Raw genomic sequence first — 15,027 nt, 5'->3', positions numbered from 1 at the left:
TCAACCACTTGCGCTTGCCTGACGGGTCTAGCCAATCTCGGCAGCGGGAGGCGAATCCTACAGCATCCCAAGACGCTGTCAACCCCCTCCACTTCATTTCGTCATCACCCTGAGGTAGAGACCGAATGGCGATGAATCCGTGGACCCCTCGCCCGACTCAGACCTAAGTGCTTGATTTTCAAGCCCCTTCAGCATCTGCGCCGGAAGTGGGGCGCATTATAGGGGAGTTTCAGAGCAGGTCAACAGGTTATTTCGAGAAAGTTTCGGCAGGGAGCAAAAAGACCAGCAGAGGGCGAGCTGTCACCTGTGCAAGGTAAGATGCGGGCAGACGATGTTTCGAGGACTGCATGACTTCCATCCTGGCTCGCTACCGACAACAGCTGAGGAATACGCTTGGCGATTGGTTTCCCCGCACCACGCTCTTTCTTAAAGGAGAGCCACCTATTAAGGGAGAAACCAAGCCAGGCAGCCGCAAGAGGGCAGAGCCGGCCCAGGCCACCAAGCGCCAGGCCAAGCCGAAGGCCGCCAGCGAGGGTGCGAAGAGTGAGCAATCGACTGCCCAGCCCTCTCCGGTTGCCCCGGCTGCCCCCTCCCCTACCGCCCTCTATGGTCCCGCCTTCACGGTGAAGCGCGCTCAGGAGCAGCGGATGAAGATGCGTGTCGAGCAGGCCGTTGCTCAGGGCATCATCCAGCCACCGTCGCCGGAACAGTGGAAGATGATCCTGGCACGTGCCCCGGCGACGCGAATCTTCGCGGGTGCCGGTTCGGGCAAGACCACCACGCTGGTACTGCGAGTGGTGTTCATGCTGTGCCACCTCGAGATCCCGCGTGAGCAACTGACCGTCATCTCCTTTACCAAGGCTTCCTGCGAAGAGTTGCGCGCGCAGCTCAGACGCGTCCTGGCCTTCTGGGAGGCTCCGCTGGATGACGAGGCGGCACGCGAACTGGTAAGGACCTTTCACTCGGCCCTGGCACAACTGACGCGCTCAGAGCTGAGGGCGACGCAGTGGTTCGAGCAGTTGTCCACTCAATCGAAAGGTGAGGATGAGCCGGATAACGGCATGCTGGCTGGCGCCACCCTGAACGAGGGCCAACGGCAGCTCCTGATACAGGCCTACGAGAACTGCTACCGTGAGGACGCCGGCTTTCGTCGTCGGGTTCATCTGTTGCTGGAACTGACGGCGCCCAATGAGGAAGAGCCACCCGGCGCACCACCCTTGCAGCCCTTCGTCCTCAATGGCGAACGCCAACCGCAACCACTGCCCGATCTCTTCTATGGCCAGGCCTCATTCGCCGAGACCCTGGGGCTGCGGATCGGCTCCATAAAGAGCAGCCAGCTGAAGTGCTCGACGCAGGACCGGATCTTTCTGGAGGCCATGCAGCAGTTCTGGCGACAGTTCGGCAAGTTGCTGAAGGAACAACGGCTGATCACCTTCAATACGGCCTTTGCCGTGCTGACGGATCGCCTGGACAAGAAACCCAGTCGCGTCCTGATTGCTCGCCTGCAACCCTTTACCCACTTGCTGATCGATGAATTCCAGGACATCTCGCCGCAGATCGCCCTCTGGCTGCAGCAGGTCCAGCGCAGACTCGCCGAAGAGAAGGCCGCACCTTCACTGATGGCTATCGGTGACGACTGGCAATCCATCTATGGCTGGCGGGGCAGCTCGCCGGAGCTGTTCATTCATTTCGATCGCTGGTTTCCAGGCCAGACGCCCAGCCAGACGCTGATGCTGGGGACCAACTACCGTTCTTCACCGGACATCGTGGCTGACGGTGAACGCATTCTGACGCAGGTACGCCACAAGCAGCCCAAGAAAACCCTGGCCTTCCGCGTGGCGGATGACCAGGGGCACGGGGTCAAGGTCGTACCGCAATTCGATATCACGCGCCAGTTGGCTTCGTTGCTGGGCGAGATCGAGGCACAACGGACTTATGCAGCGGAACGAGAGCGGCCGGAGCGCTGCGCGGTCATGGTGATGAGTCGTCTGAACGCGCCCTTGAAAGCCATCAACGAGCAGCTGGGCCGTCAGCCCGGAGTGCGGACCTGCACCATTCACCGAGCCAAGGGCCTGCAGGCCGAGGTGGCGATCGTGCTAGACGACGGTCAGCCCCAGCAGCCCCATCCGCTACGCAATGCCCTCTATGCCGCCAGCGGGCATTTCCAGCAGAGCTATGACGCGGCCATGGCCGACGAAGCCCTGCGCCTGAGCTATGTGGCGGTGACCCGTGGGGTCAGCCGGGTGCTGTGGTACACCCGACAGCCACGGGGGGCGGCGGCGATATTGGCGGGCTGAGCTAGGTAGCGCGGCGGGTGCTGTCACCCGCCTCGGGAACGTGAGACGACCGCTACTCGATCACATCGAAGTCCTTGAGATGTTCTTCTGACAGTTCCAGGCCCAGGCCGGGCTTGTCGTCGTCCAGTTGCAGGTAGCCGCCGACCGGCTGGGGTTCGCCCTTGAAGACGTAGTAGAAGAGTTCGTTGCCCACCTCCACGTCGAATACCGGGAAGAACTCGGCCATGGGCGAAGCGGTGCTGGCCATGGTCAGGTGGTAGTTGTGCATCTGCCCGGCATGGGGGATGACCGGCACTGACCAGGCTTCGGCCAGGGCGTTGATCTTGCGCGCGGCGGTGATGCCGCCGACACGGTTGGTGTCGTACTGGATGACGTCCACGGCGCGGCGCTCGAGCAGGTCCTTGAAGCCGTAGGAGGTAAATTCGTGCTCGCCGCCGGAGATGGGCATGATGCCCATCTTCTTGAGTTCGACGTAGCCTTCGATGTCATCAGCGATGACCGGCTCTTCCAGCCAGCGCGGTTCGAATTCGGCCAGTTTGGGCAGCATGCGCCGGGCGTATTCCAGGGTCCAGCCCATGTAGCACTCCAGCATGATGTCGACGTCGGGACCGGCCAGCTCGCGCAGGGCGCGCACCTGGTCGAGGTTGCGCCGCATGCCGGCGGGGCCGTCCTTGGGCCCGTAGCCGAATCTCATCTTGAGGGCGTCGAAGCCCTGGTTGAGATAGCCCTGGGCTTCTTCCAGGAACAGGTCCAGATTGTCGTTGGCGTAGAGCTTGGAGGCGTAGCAGGGAATCTTTTCCTTGGTGCGACCGCCCAGCAGCTTGAACACCGGCTTGTTTACCGCCTTGCCCATCAGATCCCAGAGCGCCAGGTCGACGGCGGAGATGGCGGCCATGCCGATGCCCTTGCGGCCCCAGGCGTGGGTGCGGCGGTACATCTTCTGCCAGAGGTATTCGTTGTCGAAGGGATCCTGGCCCATGACGATGGGGGTCAGGTACAGGTCGATGATCTCCTTGGCCACCCGCGGCGCCAGGGCGCAGTTGCCCAGGCCGACCAGACCGCTGTCGGTCTCGATCTCCACCACCAGCCAGCCGTGGAAGCGAAACGAGCCCATGGCGTCGCCACGTTCATAGAGGATGTCGGTGGCATTGGTGCAGAAGTGCGCCTGGGGCGGGACGACCTTGCCTTTCCATTCGAAGACGCGGGTGCGGACGCTGGTGATTTTCATCGGACTTTCCTTTTTTCGAGCATGAGTCAGGCCGGCCGGCTCCACGAGCCGGTTCGGCGGATTCGGGAAGCGCCTGGGCGCCTCGGTAGCGATCAGCGGCGGGACGCGCCCAGGCGGCAGGCGATCTCGAAGGCCTGGCGGGTCGCGCCGACGTTGGCGCGGCCCTGGCCGGCGATGTCGAAGGCGGTGCCGTGGGCGGGCGTGGCGATGGGAATGGGCAGGCCACCCTGCACGGTCACCCCGCGGGAAAAGCCCATCAGCTTGATCGCGATCTGGCCCTGGTCGTGGTACATGGTCACCACGGCATCGAAGGCGCGGTTATCGCCCTGGACCTTGAGAAAGATGGTGTCCGCCGGATAGGGGCCGCCGGCGGCGATGCCCAGCGCCTTGGCGCGCTCCACGGCCGGGCCGATGAGGTCGAGCTCCTCGCGGCCGAAGCTGCCGTTGTCGCCATTGTGGGGATTGAGGCCGCAGACACCGATGCGCGGGCGAGCCAGGCCGCTGCGTTTGAGTTCGTTGTCGATCAGCTGGATGGCTTCGATCACCCGCTCCTGGCTGAGCAGGCCGGGGACGTCCTTTAGCGCGACGTGGGAGGTCACCCGCGAGGTCCAGAGATCGTCGAGCACGTTGAATTCGCAGAACGGCCCCTGGTAGCCCAGGTGCTCGGCGAACCAGTGCAGCTCGTCGTTATGGCCCATGCCCGCCAGGTGCAGGGAGGTCTTGTTCAGCGGACCGAAGAGGATGGCGTCGGTGTGGCCGGCCCGGGTCAGGTCGAGGGCGACGGCCAGGGTGTCCAGACTGTAGCGGCCACCGACGGCGCTGGCCTCACTGCGCGGGAAGGCGCCCTCGGCGGCGCCGCGGTAGGGATACAGCAGGGGTATGTCGCCCTGGAAATCCAGGGCATCCAAGTCGTCGATGCGGCGACAGGGGTATTCGCAACCGGCGATGCGCATGCCGGCGCGGGCCTCTTCCTCGTCGGCAATCAGCACCATGCGGGCGCGACTGCGCACCTCGGGATCGGCCAGCAGGCGGGCGATCAGTTCGGGACCGATGCCGGCCGGGTCGCCCAGCACCAGGGCCAGGCGGGGAAGCGGGAAGTTGCTCATGCGGAAGTCCTCAGGTAGGTGTCCAGGCGGATGACGTCGGTCACCGGGCGATACAGGCGTTGGGCGGTGTCGTGGAAGAGCTGGCGCTGCGCCGTGAGTTGCAGGTCGGCCACCAGACGCTTGAAGCCGCCGATGATGGTGTCGTAGCTGCCGCAGAGGCGGTCGACGGGAAAGTTGCTGGCGAACATCGCCCGGTCGGGACCGAAGACGGCAATAGCCTCGCGGACGATCCAGGCGTTGTCCTCGGCGCGCCACGGCTGGCCGGCGAGGCCCAGGCCGGAGATCTTCAGCGCCACGTTGGGCCATTCGGCGAGGCGGACCAGGGCAGCGCGCCAGGCGGCCAGACCTTGGGCACTGCGATCGGACGGCAGCCCGGTGTGGTTGAGGATCAGCTGGGTAGCCGGGAAGTCCCGCGCCAGGCGACAGGCTTCGTCGAGGTTCCACCAGGGCGTCTGCAGATCGAAGTGCAGGCCGTGGCGCTGCAACTCGGCATAGCCCTGGCGCCAGCGGTCGTCGCTCATCAGGGTGCGCTGACTGCCCACCTCTTCCGCGCGCGACGGACCACCGGGCTTGTGTCTCACACTGCGCACCCGTTCGAAGGCGGCCTGGGCGGCGAGCAGTTCGGCGGCGTCTTCGGCATCCAGCCAGGCCTGGGCGACTACCGCATTGGGCACGCCATGGCGGCGCGCCAGGTCGTGGATGTAGCGGGTCTCGCCCAGGGGATCGCGGGGATCCCACTCGGTCTCGACATAGACGGTCTGGACCACGTCATGGCCCGCCGCGTCAGCGAAATAGTGATCCGGCAGATAGTCGCCCCTGATAGCACTGTAATCGCCATAGCGAAACGGGATGGTTTCCGCACCGGACAGCCAGGGGTGGAAGTTGCGCCCGGGCTCCCAGAAGTGGTGATGGGCATCCACGATGGGTCCGCTGTAGAGCTCAGTCATGGGCCGCCTCCTGGGTGTCCAGGGCGATCAGCAGGGTGCCGAGGATGAACAGGCCGGAGCAGAGGGCGAAGAAGCCCAGCACCGCCGGGTAGCCACCCAGGTGCTGCAGCAGCAGGCCGACCAGGATGGGCACGGCGATACCACCCAGGCTGCCGGCCAGGTTCATCACCCCACCGATCAGGCCGACGCGTGCCGGCGCCGCCAGCAGCGCCGGGAAGCTCCAGTAGAGGCTGCCCCACATGAGGAAGAAGGCGGTGAGCGACAGCAGCGCCACGGCGGCATAGGGATCGGTCAGCCGCGGCAGCAGCAGGAAGGCCGTCAGGGCCACCAAGCCGGAGCAGGACAGCAGTCCCTTGGCGGCGAGGCCACGACGCACGCCCTTGCGCACCAGCAGGTCGCAGAGGAAGCCACCGACCAGGGAGCCGGCCGCCCCGCAGAGGAAGATGACGAAGGTAGCGGCGCCTATGCCCTTGATGTCGAAACCGCGAGCCTGGGCCAGGTAGCTGGGCCCCCAGGTCAGCAGGCCGAAGAAGACCATGGCCCAGCTGGCGCGACCGATAAGGATGCCAGCCAGGGAGCGGCGGGCGATACCCAGGCCCCGGGCGCCAGCCTTGGCCGCCTGGGCTATCGAGGTGGTGCGACCTTCGTTGATACGCGCGAGCTCGGCGGCATTGACCCCGGGGTGGGCGGCCGGATCGTCCCTCAGGTAGCGCCAGGCGAGCCAGGCCATGGCCAGGGTGGCGATACCGGCGATGAAGAAGGCGGTGCGCCAGGAGCCGAAGACGGCGATCAGGTAGGCGATGAGCAGACCGCCCAGGGCCACGCCCAGCGGTCCGCCGCAATCCATCAGTACCGCGCCGCGCCCGCGTTCGCTGGAGGCCAGCCAGAGGGAGTTGAGCTTGCCACCGGCCGGGAACAGCGGCGCCTCGGCGGCGCCCAGGGCGACCCGGGCAAAGATCAGCGACAGCCCGCCGGTGGCGAAGGCGGCGAGGGTCTGGAAGACGCCCCAGAGACCGGTGGACCAGCCGATGACGCGGCGCGGGCCGTAGCGGTCGATCAGCCAGCCACCGGGAATCTGCAGGAGCGCATAGGCCCAGAAGAAGCTGCTGAGAATCAGGCCCTGGATGGCCGGCGTCAGCTGGAACTCATGGGCGATGGTGGGCATGGCGATGGACAAGGACACGCGATCAACCAGGTTGATGACGGTCAGGCCGAAGATGATGGCGAAGATGCGCCAGCGGACGCGAGAGGCCTGCAGCACCGTGGGCGCGGCGGCCTCGGCAAGGCGTGAGGAACGAGACGTCGAGAGCATGGCGTGGACCCCTAGGATTCTTGTTATGGGTGTTCAGCTGCCGGCTGGCGAAGTCGACTATCGGATGCAGGTCGATAACCGTCTAATCAAATCTGCGCATAGGTGTATAGCCTCAGGATATAGGTCAGTTGTGCCCTATCGCTGTAGCCCTTCTGCCATGCGGCTAGGGACAAGAGGATGCGCGAGACATAACCTCAGGCTATCGGTGCATGCCTTATTTTGAGTGGTCAGGCCTGCTCAGGACTGCGCACACTCGGCCCACCCAAAACAACGACAAGAAAGAGGTAGTCCCATGCGCAGCATCTCCCTGCTCGCCGCCCTCCCCCTGTGCCTGGCCGCGGCGGTAGCTCCCGTGGCCCAGGCTGCCTGGCAGCCCGAGGGCAAGGTGGAAATCGTCGTCGCCGGCGGGCCCGGTGGCGGCACCGACCAGCTCGGCCGGCTGATCCAGTCGATCATCACCCAGCACAAGCTGCTCGACGCCAGCACCGTGGTGATGAACAAGGGCGGCGGCAATGGCGCCGAGGCCTTCCTGGAGATGAAGCTGGCCAAGGGCGAGGCGGACAAGCTGGTCATCGCCACCAACAACGTCTACCTGCTGCCGCTGACCGCCAAGCTTGGCTACCAGCTCGCCGACCTCACCCCAGTGGCGGCCATCGCCGAGGATGACTTCATTCTCTGGAGCTACGCCGACGCGCCCTGGAAGGACGCCCGTGGCTACATCGATGCCATCAAGCAGGATCCGGCGGGCAAGCGCATGGGGGGCAGCCAGTCCAAGGACGTCGACCAGACGCTGACCCTGCTGCTCAATCGCACCGAGGGCACCAAGCTCACCTATATCCCCTTCAAGAGCGGCAGCGAGGCGGCGACCCAGCTGGCCGGCAAGCACATCACCTCCAATGTCAACAACCCGAGCGAGAGCCTGAGCCAGTGGCGTGGTGGGCAGGTGGTGCCACTGTGCGTGTTCAGCCAGGCGCGCATGGCCTACACCGCCAAGGTCACCGACACCCAGGCCTGGTCCGACGTGCCTACCTGCAAGGAGCAGGGACTCGGCATCGACCAGTATCGCTTCCCGCGTACCGTGCTGCTGCCAGGCGGCGTCAGCGACGAACAGCGCACCTTCTATGTGGAGCTCTTGCGCAAGGTCAGCCAGACACCGGAGTTCAAGGCCTACATCGAGCGCAATGCCCTGGTGCCGACCTTCCTCGAAGGCCAGGCGCTGCAGGAGTACATCGCCCAGGACACCGCCCGGGTCACCCCGGTGTTCGAGGCAGCGGGCTGGCTCAGGCGCTGATCGGCGCATCGACACAGGAGAGACGGCCATGGCCGGAGATTCCCTGATCGCCACCCGCTGGGTGGAACTGGGCCTGGCGGCCTTTACCGCCGGGCTCGGTGGCATCGTGATGATTGGCAGTCTGGAGCAGGGTATAGGCTGGGGCGATGCCGGCCCCGAGCCGGGCTACTTCCCTTTCTACATCGGCCTGCTGCTGAGCCTGGCCAGCCTGGCCACGGCGCTGCAGACCCTGTGGCGCTGGCAGGCGCTGCGCACGACCTTCGTCGAGCGCGCCGCCTTCGCTCAGGTGCTGCGGGTATTCCTGCCGATGCTGGCCTTCGTCGTCGCCCTGCCCCTGCTCGGCCTTTATCTGACGGCCTTCCTGTTCATCGCCTGGTTCATGGCGCGGGATCGCCAGCGACAAAGGCGCTATGGCGTGCTGCAGATCCTCGCCATCGCCGGTGGGGTCAGCCTGGCCAGCTACCTGATCTTCGCCCTCTGGTTCAAGGTCCCGTTGGACGCTGGGCCCCTGGCCGACCTCGCCCGCCTGCTGAGGACCCTGTCATGAGCGAATTCGATTCCCTGATGCACGGGATGAGCCTGATCCTGTCCTTTCATCACCTCGCCCTGATGGTGATCGGCGTGCTGCTGGGCATCCTGGTCGGGGTGCTGCCCGGCCTGGGCGCGCCCAATGGCGTCGCCCTGCTGTTGCCGCTGACCTTCACCATGAGCCCGACCTCGGCCATCATCCTGCTCTCCTGCATGTACTGGGGCGCCTTGTTCGGCGGTTCCATCACCTCCATCCTGTTCAACATTCCCGGCGAGCCCTCGTCGGTGGCCACTACCTTCGACGGCTATCCCCTGGCCCGCCAGGGGCGTGCCGGCGAAGCCCTGACCGCGGCCTTCACCTCGGCGCTGCTGGGCGCCCTGGTCGGAGTGCTGCTGCTGACCTTCCTCTCCAGCCGCATCGCCGCCTTCGCCATGGAATTCAGCTCTCCGGAATTCTTCGCCGTCTACCTGCTGGCCTTCTGCACCTTCATCGGCATGAGCAAGAATCCACCGCTGAAGACGGTGGCGGCCATGATGATAGGCTTCGCCATGGCGGCGGTGGGCATGGATACGGTGTCCGGCAATCTGCGCCTGACCTTCGACCAGCCGGCGCTGCTCTCGGGCATCAGCTTCGAGGTGGCGGTGATCGGCCTGTTCGGCATCGGCGAGATCCTCTGCACCGTGGAGGAAGGCCTGGTCTTTCGCGGCGAGCAGGCGCGCATCACCCTGCGTACGGTGCTCGGCACCTGGAAGCAGCTGCCGCGCTACTGGCTGACCTGGCTGCGCAGCGCCCTGGTCGGTTGCTGGATGGGGGTGACGCCCGGTGGCCCGACCGCCGCCTCCTTCATGAGCTACAGCCTGGCCCGGCGCTTCTCGAAGAATCGCGAGGGCTTCGGCAAGGGCGAGCTGGAAGGGGTGATCGCCCCGGAGACCGCCGACCATAGCGCCGGCACCAGCGCCCTGCTGCCCATGCTGACGCTGGGCATTCCCGGCTCCGCCACCGCCGCAGTGATGCTGGGCGGCCTGATGATCTGGGGCCTGCATCCGGGGCCGACCCTGTTCGCCGAACAGCACGATTTCGTCTGGAGCCTGATCGCCAGCATGTACCTGGGCAATGTGGTCAGTCTGATCGTGGTGCTGGCGACGGTGCCGCTGTTCGCCGCCATCCTGCGCATCCCCTTCTGCATCATCGCGCCCATCATCTTCACCGTCTGCGTGATCGGCGCCTATTCGGTGCACAACAGCCTGTTCGACGTCTGGCTGATGCTCGGCTTCGGCATCCTCGGCTATGCCTTCAAGAAGCTCGGCTATCCCATCGCCCCGCTGGTGCTGGCGGCGGTGCTGGGTGACAAGGCCGAGGACGCCTTCCGCCAGTCGATGCTGTTCTCCGACGGCCAGCTGGGCATCTTCTGGTCCAACCCGCTGGTGGGCAGTCTGACCACCGCGGCGCTGCTGATGCTCTGCTGGCCGTTGCTGGCGCGGGGACTGCAGGTCCTGCGCCCGGGCCAGCCGCGGGCCAAGGTACGGCCCTCGTGAACGCCCCGGCCTGGCGCGGACGCACCCCACCGACGCCAGGCCCTGGCTCATGCGCTACCCTAGCCGGCTCCCCTGCCCCAAGGTCCGCCAGCATGACGCGCATTCCCGATGCCCATACCATCCACAGCCGCCTGCGCCTGCGCCAGTTGCGGCTGGTGCTGGCACTGGCGGAATTCGGCTCCCTGCGCCGCGCCGCCGACGACATCGGCATGACCCAGCCGGCCGCCACCAAGATGCTCCACGAGATCGAGAGCCTGCTGGGCGTCGGGCTGTTCGAGCGGTTGCCGCGGGGCATGCGCGCCACGGCCTTTGGCGAGACGGTGATCTACTACGCGCGGATGGTCTTCGCCGAACTCTCGGGCATGCGCGAGGAGCTGGTCGCGCTGGAATCGGGCAATCTCGGCCGGGTCGCGGTGGGCGCCATTCCGGCGCTGGCGTCGGGGTTGCTGACCCGCACCATCGCCACGCTCAAGCAGAGCCATCCGCGACTGTCCATGTCGATCCAGGTGGATACCAGCGACGTGCTGGTCCAGGCACTCTTGCAAGACCAGCTGGACGTGGTCCTGGGGCGTATCCCCACCGGCGCCCGCGCCGAGGAACTGCTGTTCGACAGCCTGGGCGAAGAGGTGCTCTGCGTGATCGCCGGCGCCCAGAATCCCCTGGCCCAGGCCACCCACCTGACCTGGGGCGAATTGCAGGAGCACACCTGGGTGCTGCAGCAGCACCCCAGCCCGATGAGGGCCATCATCAACCAGGCCTTCCACGATGCCCGGGTCGATATCCCCGGCAGCATCGTCGAGACCACCTCCATCATGACCCTGCTGGCGCTGGTGCAGCAGACCGACATGCTCGGCGTCACCCCGCTGTCGGTGGTCAACGATTACCCCGGCCGGCACCTGCTGGCGGTGCTGCCCATCGCCTTCGAGCCGCGGCTGCCGCCCTATGGATTGATCCGTCGCCGGCACCGAGTGCAGTCCTCGGCCATGCAGACCTTCATGGTGGCGGTGCGCAGCGAGCACGGGCGGCTGCGGCACGACGACGGCTCAGCCGCCACCCCAGGCTGACCTGCAACGCCCGTCGATTGCCCCACCCGTCCTGCTTGGGCATAGTGAACCGGCCTGCCAGACGCCGGAGTCACCTACCATGCCCGTCCTGTCGCCCCTCGTCCGCCCCGCTGCCTGCCGGGGTCGCCCATGACCCAGCGCACCATGCTGCTCACCGGCGCCAGTCGCGGGATCGGCCATGCCACCGTCAAGCTGTTCCGCAACCTGGGCTGGCGTCTGCTCACCGTCTCCCGCCAGCCGTTCTCCGAGGAATGCGCCTGGCCGGAAGCCCGCGACGCGCACATCCAGGCCGATCTCGCCGACCTCTCCCAGATCGATCGCCTGGTCGCCACCGTCCGCGAGCGGCTGCCCAGCGGCAAGCTGCACGCCTTGGTCAACAACGCGGGGATCTCGCCCAAGGGAGCGGATGGCAGTCGCCTTGGCGTACTGGCTTCCGATGCCGAAACCTGGACCCAGGTGCTCAACGTCAACCTGGTCTCCACCGCCCTGCTGGCCCGTGCCCTGCTGCCGGAGCTGGAAGCGGCGCAAGGCAGCATCGTCAACGTCACCTCCATCGCCGGCTCGCGGGTGCATCCCTTCGCTGGCGTGGCCTATGCCGCCTCCAAGGCGGGCCTGGCCGCCCTCACCCGCGAACTGGCCCATGAATTCGGCCCGCGTGGCATCCGCGCCAATGCCATAGCGCCGGGCGAGATCGCCACCTCCATCCTCTCGCCCGGCACCGACGGTCTGGTGGAAGCCGAGGTCCCACTCAAGCGCCTGGGCACCCCCGACGAAGTGGCCGAGACCATCTACTTCCTCTGCAGCGAACGCTCCTGCTACATCAACGGCGCCGAGATCCATATCAACGGCGGTCAGCACGTCTAGGTAGCGCCTGCGGCTGAGGGCGGCCCACCTGGATTCGTGGCGGGCCGCCTGAGTCTCCCTCCCGGTCAGCCGAAGAGGCCGCCATACAGGGCACCCGTACGCCCTTAACCAACCATATAGGTTATGTTATAACGTTAAATTCATTTCCCGACATCCTGCTCTAGGGATGCCCCCGCCCTACGACCCACCCTAGCCGTGATGACCATGACGACCCAAGCCAGCTTCCCCAGCAAGAAACTCCCTGTCACCGTGCTGTCCGGCTTTCTCGGCGCCGGCAAGACCACCCTGCTCAACCATATCCTCAACAATCGCGAAGGCCGGCGGGTGGCGGTCATCGTCAACGACATGTCCGAGGTCAACATCGACGCCGCCCTGGTCCGCGACGGCGGCGCCGAGCTGTCGCGCACCGAGGAGAAGCTGGTGGAGATGAGCAACGGCTGCATCTGCTGCACCCTGCGCGAAGACCTGCTGCTGGAGGTCGAACGCCTCGCCCGCGACGGCCGCTTCGATCAGTTGGTCATCGAATCCACCGGGATCTCCGAACCCCTGCCCGTGGCCGAGACCTTTACCTTCGCCGGCGAAGACGGGCGCTGCCTCGGCGATGTCGCCCAGCTCGATACCCTGGTCACCGTGGTGGATGCCTTCAATTTCCTGCGCGACTACGCCTCCAGCGACCTCCTGGAGTCCCGCGGCGAATCCCTGGGCGAGGAAGACGAACGCACCGTGGTCGACCTGCTCATCGAGCAGATCGAATTCTGCGACGTCCTGGTGGTGAACAAGCTGGACCTGGTCGAGGCGGCGGAACGTGATCGCCTGCTGGCCATCCTGCGCAGCCTCAATCCCCGCGCGCGACTGGAGCTGACGAGCTTTGGCGCCGTGCCCCTGGAGCGGGTGCTGCAGACCGGCCTGTTCGACTTCGATAAAGCTGTCCAGGCGCCGGGCTGGCTGCAGGAGCTGCGCGGTGAACACACTCCCGAGACCGAGGAATACGGCATCTCAAGCTTTGTCTACCAGGCGCGCCGCCCCTTCCATCCCGAGCGCTTCTTCGCCCTGGTCGAGCAGGAATGGCCTGGCGTGATCCGTTCCAAGGGCTACTTCTGGCTGGCCAGCCATCCCGCCCACGCCGGCACCTGGTCCCAGGCCGGCGCCGTGGCCCGCCATGGCGTGGCCGGGCGCTGGTGGGCCGCGGTCCCCCCCGAGCAGTGGCCAGAGGATGAAGAAACCGTCGCCCTGATCAAGGAGAAATGGCACGCCAGCGTCGGCGATGCCCGTCAGGAGCTGGTGCTCATCGGCATGGACATGGACGAACCTTCCCTGCGCGCCAAGCTGGACGCCTGCCTGTTGACCGATATCGAGCTCGCCGCCGGCCCCCACGCATGGGAAAAGCTGCACAACCCCTTCAGCGACTGGCCCCAGGCCGCCGATCCCCACTGAGTCGAACCCTGCCCATGAATGCCATCCTCCCCGACGTCTCCCTCAGCGAAACCGCTACCCTGCCCGCCGCGCTCGACTGGGTCGGCATGCAGGGCATCGACCTGCCGATCCGCCTCGGCAAGGACGTACTTGGCGGCCTGCTGCCCGCCAGCGCCGACGTCCAGGTCGACCTGCCCACGGCCACCGCCAAGGGCATCCATATGTCCCGGCTCTATCAGCTGCTGGATCGCCTGGCTGGCGAAGCCCTCCTGACGCCCGCACTCCTGCGTCTGCTGCTGAGCGACATGGTCGCCAGCCATCGCAGCTGCGACTCCCGCGCCGCCCGCCTGCGGCTGGACTTCCCCCTGCTGATCCGCCGCCCCGCCCTGGTGACCCCCGAATTGAGCGGCTGGAAACGCTATCCCGTACGCCTGGACGCCAGCTGGGTGGCTGGCGTCTTCCAGCTCAGCGCCCGCATCGAGATCCTCTACGCGTCCACCTGCCCCTGCTCCGCCGCCCTGTCCCGCCAACTGATCGAACGGGCCTTTCTTGCCGAACACGGGGCCGCCACGCAGCTCGATCCAGCCACCGTCGCCCACTGGCTGAGCGGTAACGCCTCCCTGGCCACCCCGCACAGCCAGCGCAGCCTGGCCCGGGTACGGATCAGCCTACCGGCAGATGCAGCCGACTTCGGCCTGCTGCCCCTGATCGACCAGTGCGAACAGGCCCTGGGCACGCCGGTGCAGACCGCCGTCAAGCGCGCCGACGAACAGGCATTCGCCGCGCTCAATGGCAGCAACCTGATGTTCGTCGAGGACGCCGCCCGCCGCCTGCTGGTCGCCCTGCGTGACAGCCACCAGGACGTGAGCATCCAGGTGCGCCATCTGGAGAGCCTGCATCCGCACGATGCGTCCGCCTGGGCCTCCAGCTCGCCCACTTGACCAGAGCGTCTCTGCTGCTTTCCTTTCAAAACGGCCGCTTTACCGCTTTACTGCAAGGAAGCAGTCGCCTTGGGCGACCACTCCCGCTGTCTCAACTCAGGAGCGCTTCTCGATGAAATCACGCCTTACCGCAGCAGCCATGACCGTTCTGCTGGGCGTCCTCGGCACAGGCGTCGCGCTGGCCGAAAGCCCAGTGGAAAAGAGCGTCCGCCAGGACGGCCGTGACGTGAGCAAGGACGCCCGCCACGACCGCAAGGAAGTCGACAAGGGCGCGGCCCATGCCGCCGACGAAGCCGACCGCACCGATACCCATCTGGACAAGGAACGCCACCGTGAAGACAAGAAGGTGGACAAGGAATACAAGAAGACGCTGTAACCCACCCGGGTCGGGGCAGAGCCAAAGGACTGGCTTGTCCTCGAACGTTGTTCGCTCCCTTGAAGCAGCGGTAGGTCGCCCGAATCCCGACCACTGAAAGACAGCGACTGCACCCAACAGGCAA

Annotated in this window: 13 protein-coding genes; 9 read left to right on the top strand and 4 right to left on the bottom strand. The window is 66.1% G+C overall.

The genetic code is table 11. The features are described 5' to 3' along the window. The first annotated feature begins 347 nt into the window (after positions 1-347). On the top strand, positions 348-2,297 hold the full coding sequence (locus tag PVZ77_RS23005; RefSeq protein ID WP_273807131.1) for a UvrD-helicase domain-containing protein: 1,950 nt from the start codon (positions 348-350) through the stop codon (positions 2,295-2,297). A 52-nt stretch (positions 2,298-2,349) separates the two neighbouring features. Here the strand turns inward: PVZ77_RS23005 and PVZ77_RS23000 are convergent, their stop codons facing one another. The 4 genes from PVZ77_RS23000 to PVZ77_RS22985 form a co-directional block, all read right to left on the bottom strand. Further along, on the bottom strand, positions 2,350-3,525 hold the full coding sequence (locus tag PVZ77_RS23000; RefSeq protein ID WP_273807130.1) for an L-rhamnonate dehydratase: 1,176 nt from the start codon (positions 3,523-3,525) through the stop codon (positions 2,350-2,352). A 92-nt stretch (positions 3,526-3,617) separates the two neighbouring features. Continuing rightward, the gene (locus PVZ77_RS22995) at positions 3,618-4,631 is read right to left on the bottom strand and encodes a 4-hydroxythreonine-4-phosphate dehydrogenase PdxA (protein WP_273807129.1); all 1,014 of its coding nucleotides are present in this window, start codon (positions 4,629-4,631) and stop codon (positions 3,618-3,620) included. Continuing rightward, positions 4,628-5,578 carry an amidohydrolase family protein gene (locus PVZ77_RS22990; protein WP_273807128.1) on the bottom strand — a complete coding sequence of 317 codons (951 nt, stop codon included), beginning with the start codon at positions 5,576-5,578 and terminating at the stop codon, positions 4,628-4,630. Before PVZ77_RS22990 ends, PVZ77_RS22995 begins: the two co-directional genes overlap by 4 nt. Next, complete coding sequence (locus PVZ77_RS22985) at positions 5,571-6,890, bottom strand: MFS transporter (RefSeq protein ID WP_273807127.1); 1,320 nt, start codon at positions 6,888-6,890, stop codon at positions 5,571-5,573. The genes PVZ77_RS22990 and PVZ77_RS22985 overlap by 8 nt, the downstream gene beginning before the upstream one ends. Before the next feature lie 292 nt (positions 6,891-7,182). Here PVZ77_RS22985 and PVZ77_RS22980 point away from each other — a divergent pair, with 292 nt between their 5' ends. From PVZ77_RS22980 to PVZ77_RS22945, 8 genes are all read left to right on the top strand, one after another. Beyond that, positions 7,183-8,181, top strand: coding sequence for a tripartite tricarboxylate transporter substrate binding protein (locus PVZ77_RS22980; RefSeq protein WP_273807126.1), 999 nt, complete (start codon positions 7,183-7,185; stop codon positions 8,179-8,181). A 28-nt stretch (positions 8,182-8,209) separates the two neighbouring features. Further along, positions 8,210-8,728 carry a tripartite tricarboxylate transporter TctB family protein gene (locus PVZ77_RS22975; protein ID WP_273807125.1) on the top strand — a complete coding sequence of 173 codons (519 nt, stop codon included), beginning with the start codon at positions 8,210-8,212 and terminating at the stop codon, positions 8,726-8,728. Continuing rightward, entirely contained in the window at positions 8,725-10,245 is a 1,521-nt protein-coding gene (locus PVZ77_RS22970) for a tripartite tricarboxylate transporter permease (RefSeq protein WP_273807124.1), read from the top strand. The genes PVZ77_RS22975 and PVZ77_RS22970 overlap by 4 nt, the downstream gene beginning before the upstream one ends. Before the next feature lie 92 nt (positions 10,246-10,337). Continuing rightward, complete coding sequence (locus tag PVZ77_RS22965; RefSeq protein ID WP_273807123.1) at positions 10,338-11,309, top strand: LysR family transcriptional regulator; 972 nt, start codon at positions 10,338-10,340, stop codon at positions 11,307-11,309. Positions 11,310-11,438: 129 nt separating this feature from the next. Further along, positions 11,439-12,173, top strand: coding sequence for an SDR family NAD(P)-dependent oxidoreductase (locus PVZ77_RS22960; RefSeq protein WP_273807122.1), 735 nt, complete (start codon positions 11,439-11,441; stop codon positions 12,171-12,173). 198 nt (positions 12,174-12,371) lie between these two features. Continuing rightward, positions 12,372-13,607, top strand: coding sequence for a zinc metallochaperone GTPase ZigA (gene zigA / locus PVZ77_RS22955; RefSeq protein WP_273807135.1), 1,236 nt, complete (start codon positions 12,372-12,374; stop codon positions 13,605-13,607). A 14-nt stretch (positions 13,608-13,621) separates the two neighbouring features. Then, complete coding sequence (folE2, locus tag PVZ77_RS22950; RefSeq protein WP_273807121.1) at positions 13,622-14,527, top strand: GTP cyclohydrolase FolE2; 906 nt, start codon at positions 13,622-13,624, stop codon at positions 14,525-14,527. A 112-nt stretch (positions 14,528-14,639) separates the two neighbouring features. Continuing rightward, a complete protein-coding gene (locus PVZ77_RS22945) occupies positions 14,640-14,903 on the top strand; it encodes a hypothetical protein (RefSeq protein WP_273807120.1) in 264 nt (87 codons plus the stop codon). Positions 14,904-15,027: the final 124 nt, after the last annotated feature.

The organism is Pseudomonas sp. SHLD1 (genome assembly GCF_028640935.1).
In the GTDB taxonomy this organism is placed as follows: Bacteria; Pseudomonadota; Gammaproteobacteria; order Pseudomonadales; family Pseudomonadaceae; genus Chryseomonas; species Chryseomonas aestiva.
This window is presented reverse-complemented; position numbering and strand designations above follow the sequence as displayed.

Excerpts from the sequence above, each read along its gene's own strand:
- PVZ77_RS22945 (WP_273807120.1), top strand. The coding sequence starts at position 14,640 with ATGAAATCACGCCTTACCGCAGCAGCCATGACCGTTCTGCTGGGCGTC.
- PVZ77_RS22975 (WP_273807125.1), top strand. The coding sequence starts at position 8,210 with ATGGCCGGAGATTCCCTGATCGCCACCCGCTGGGTGGAACTGGGCCTG.
- zigA (WP_273807135.1), top strand. The coding sequence starts at position 12,372 with ATGACCATGACGACCCAAGCCAGCTTCCCCAGCAAGAAACTCCCTGTC.
- PVZ77_RS22990 (WP_273807128.1), bottom strand. The coding sequence starts at position 5,578 with ATGACTGAGCTCTACAGCGGACCCATCGTGGATGCCCATCACCACTTC.
- PVZ77_RS22995 (WP_273807129.1), bottom strand. The coding sequence starts at position 4,631 with ATGAGCAACTTCCCGCTTCCCCGCCTGGCCCTGGTGCTGGGCGACCCG.
- PVZ77_RS23000 (WP_273807130.1), bottom strand. The coding sequence starts at position 3,525 with ATGAAAATCACCAGCGTCCGCACCCGCGTCTTCGAATGGAAAGGCAAG.
- PVZ77_RS22960 (WP_273807122.1), top strand. The coding sequence starts at position 11,439 with ATGACCCAGCGCACCATGCTGCTCACCGGCGCCAGTCGCGGGATCGGC.
- PVZ77_RS23005 (WP_273807131.1), top strand. The coding sequence starts at position 348 with ATGACTTCCATCCTGGCTCGCTACCGACAACAGCTGAGGAATACGCTT.
- folE2 (WP_273807121.1), top strand. The coding sequence starts at position 13,622 with ATGAATGCCATCCTCCCCGACGTCTCCCTCAGCGAAACCGCTACCCTG.
- PVZ77_RS22980 (WP_273807126.1), top strand. The coding sequence starts at position 7,183 with ATGCGCAGCATCTCCCTGCTCGCCGCCCTCCCCCTGTGCCTGGCCGCG.
- PVZ77_RS22965 (WP_273807123.1), top strand. The coding sequence starts at position 10,338 with ATGACGCGCATTCCCGATGCCCATACCATCCACAGCCGCCTGCGCCTG.
- PVZ77_RS22985 (WP_273807127.1), bottom strand. The coding sequence starts at position 6,890 with ATGCTCTCGACGTCTCGTTCCTCACGCCTTGCCGAGGCCGCCGCGCCC.
- PVZ77_RS22970 (WP_273807124.1), top strand. The coding sequence starts at position 8,725 with ATGAGCGAATTCGATTCCCTGATGCACGGGATGAGCCTGATCCTGTCC.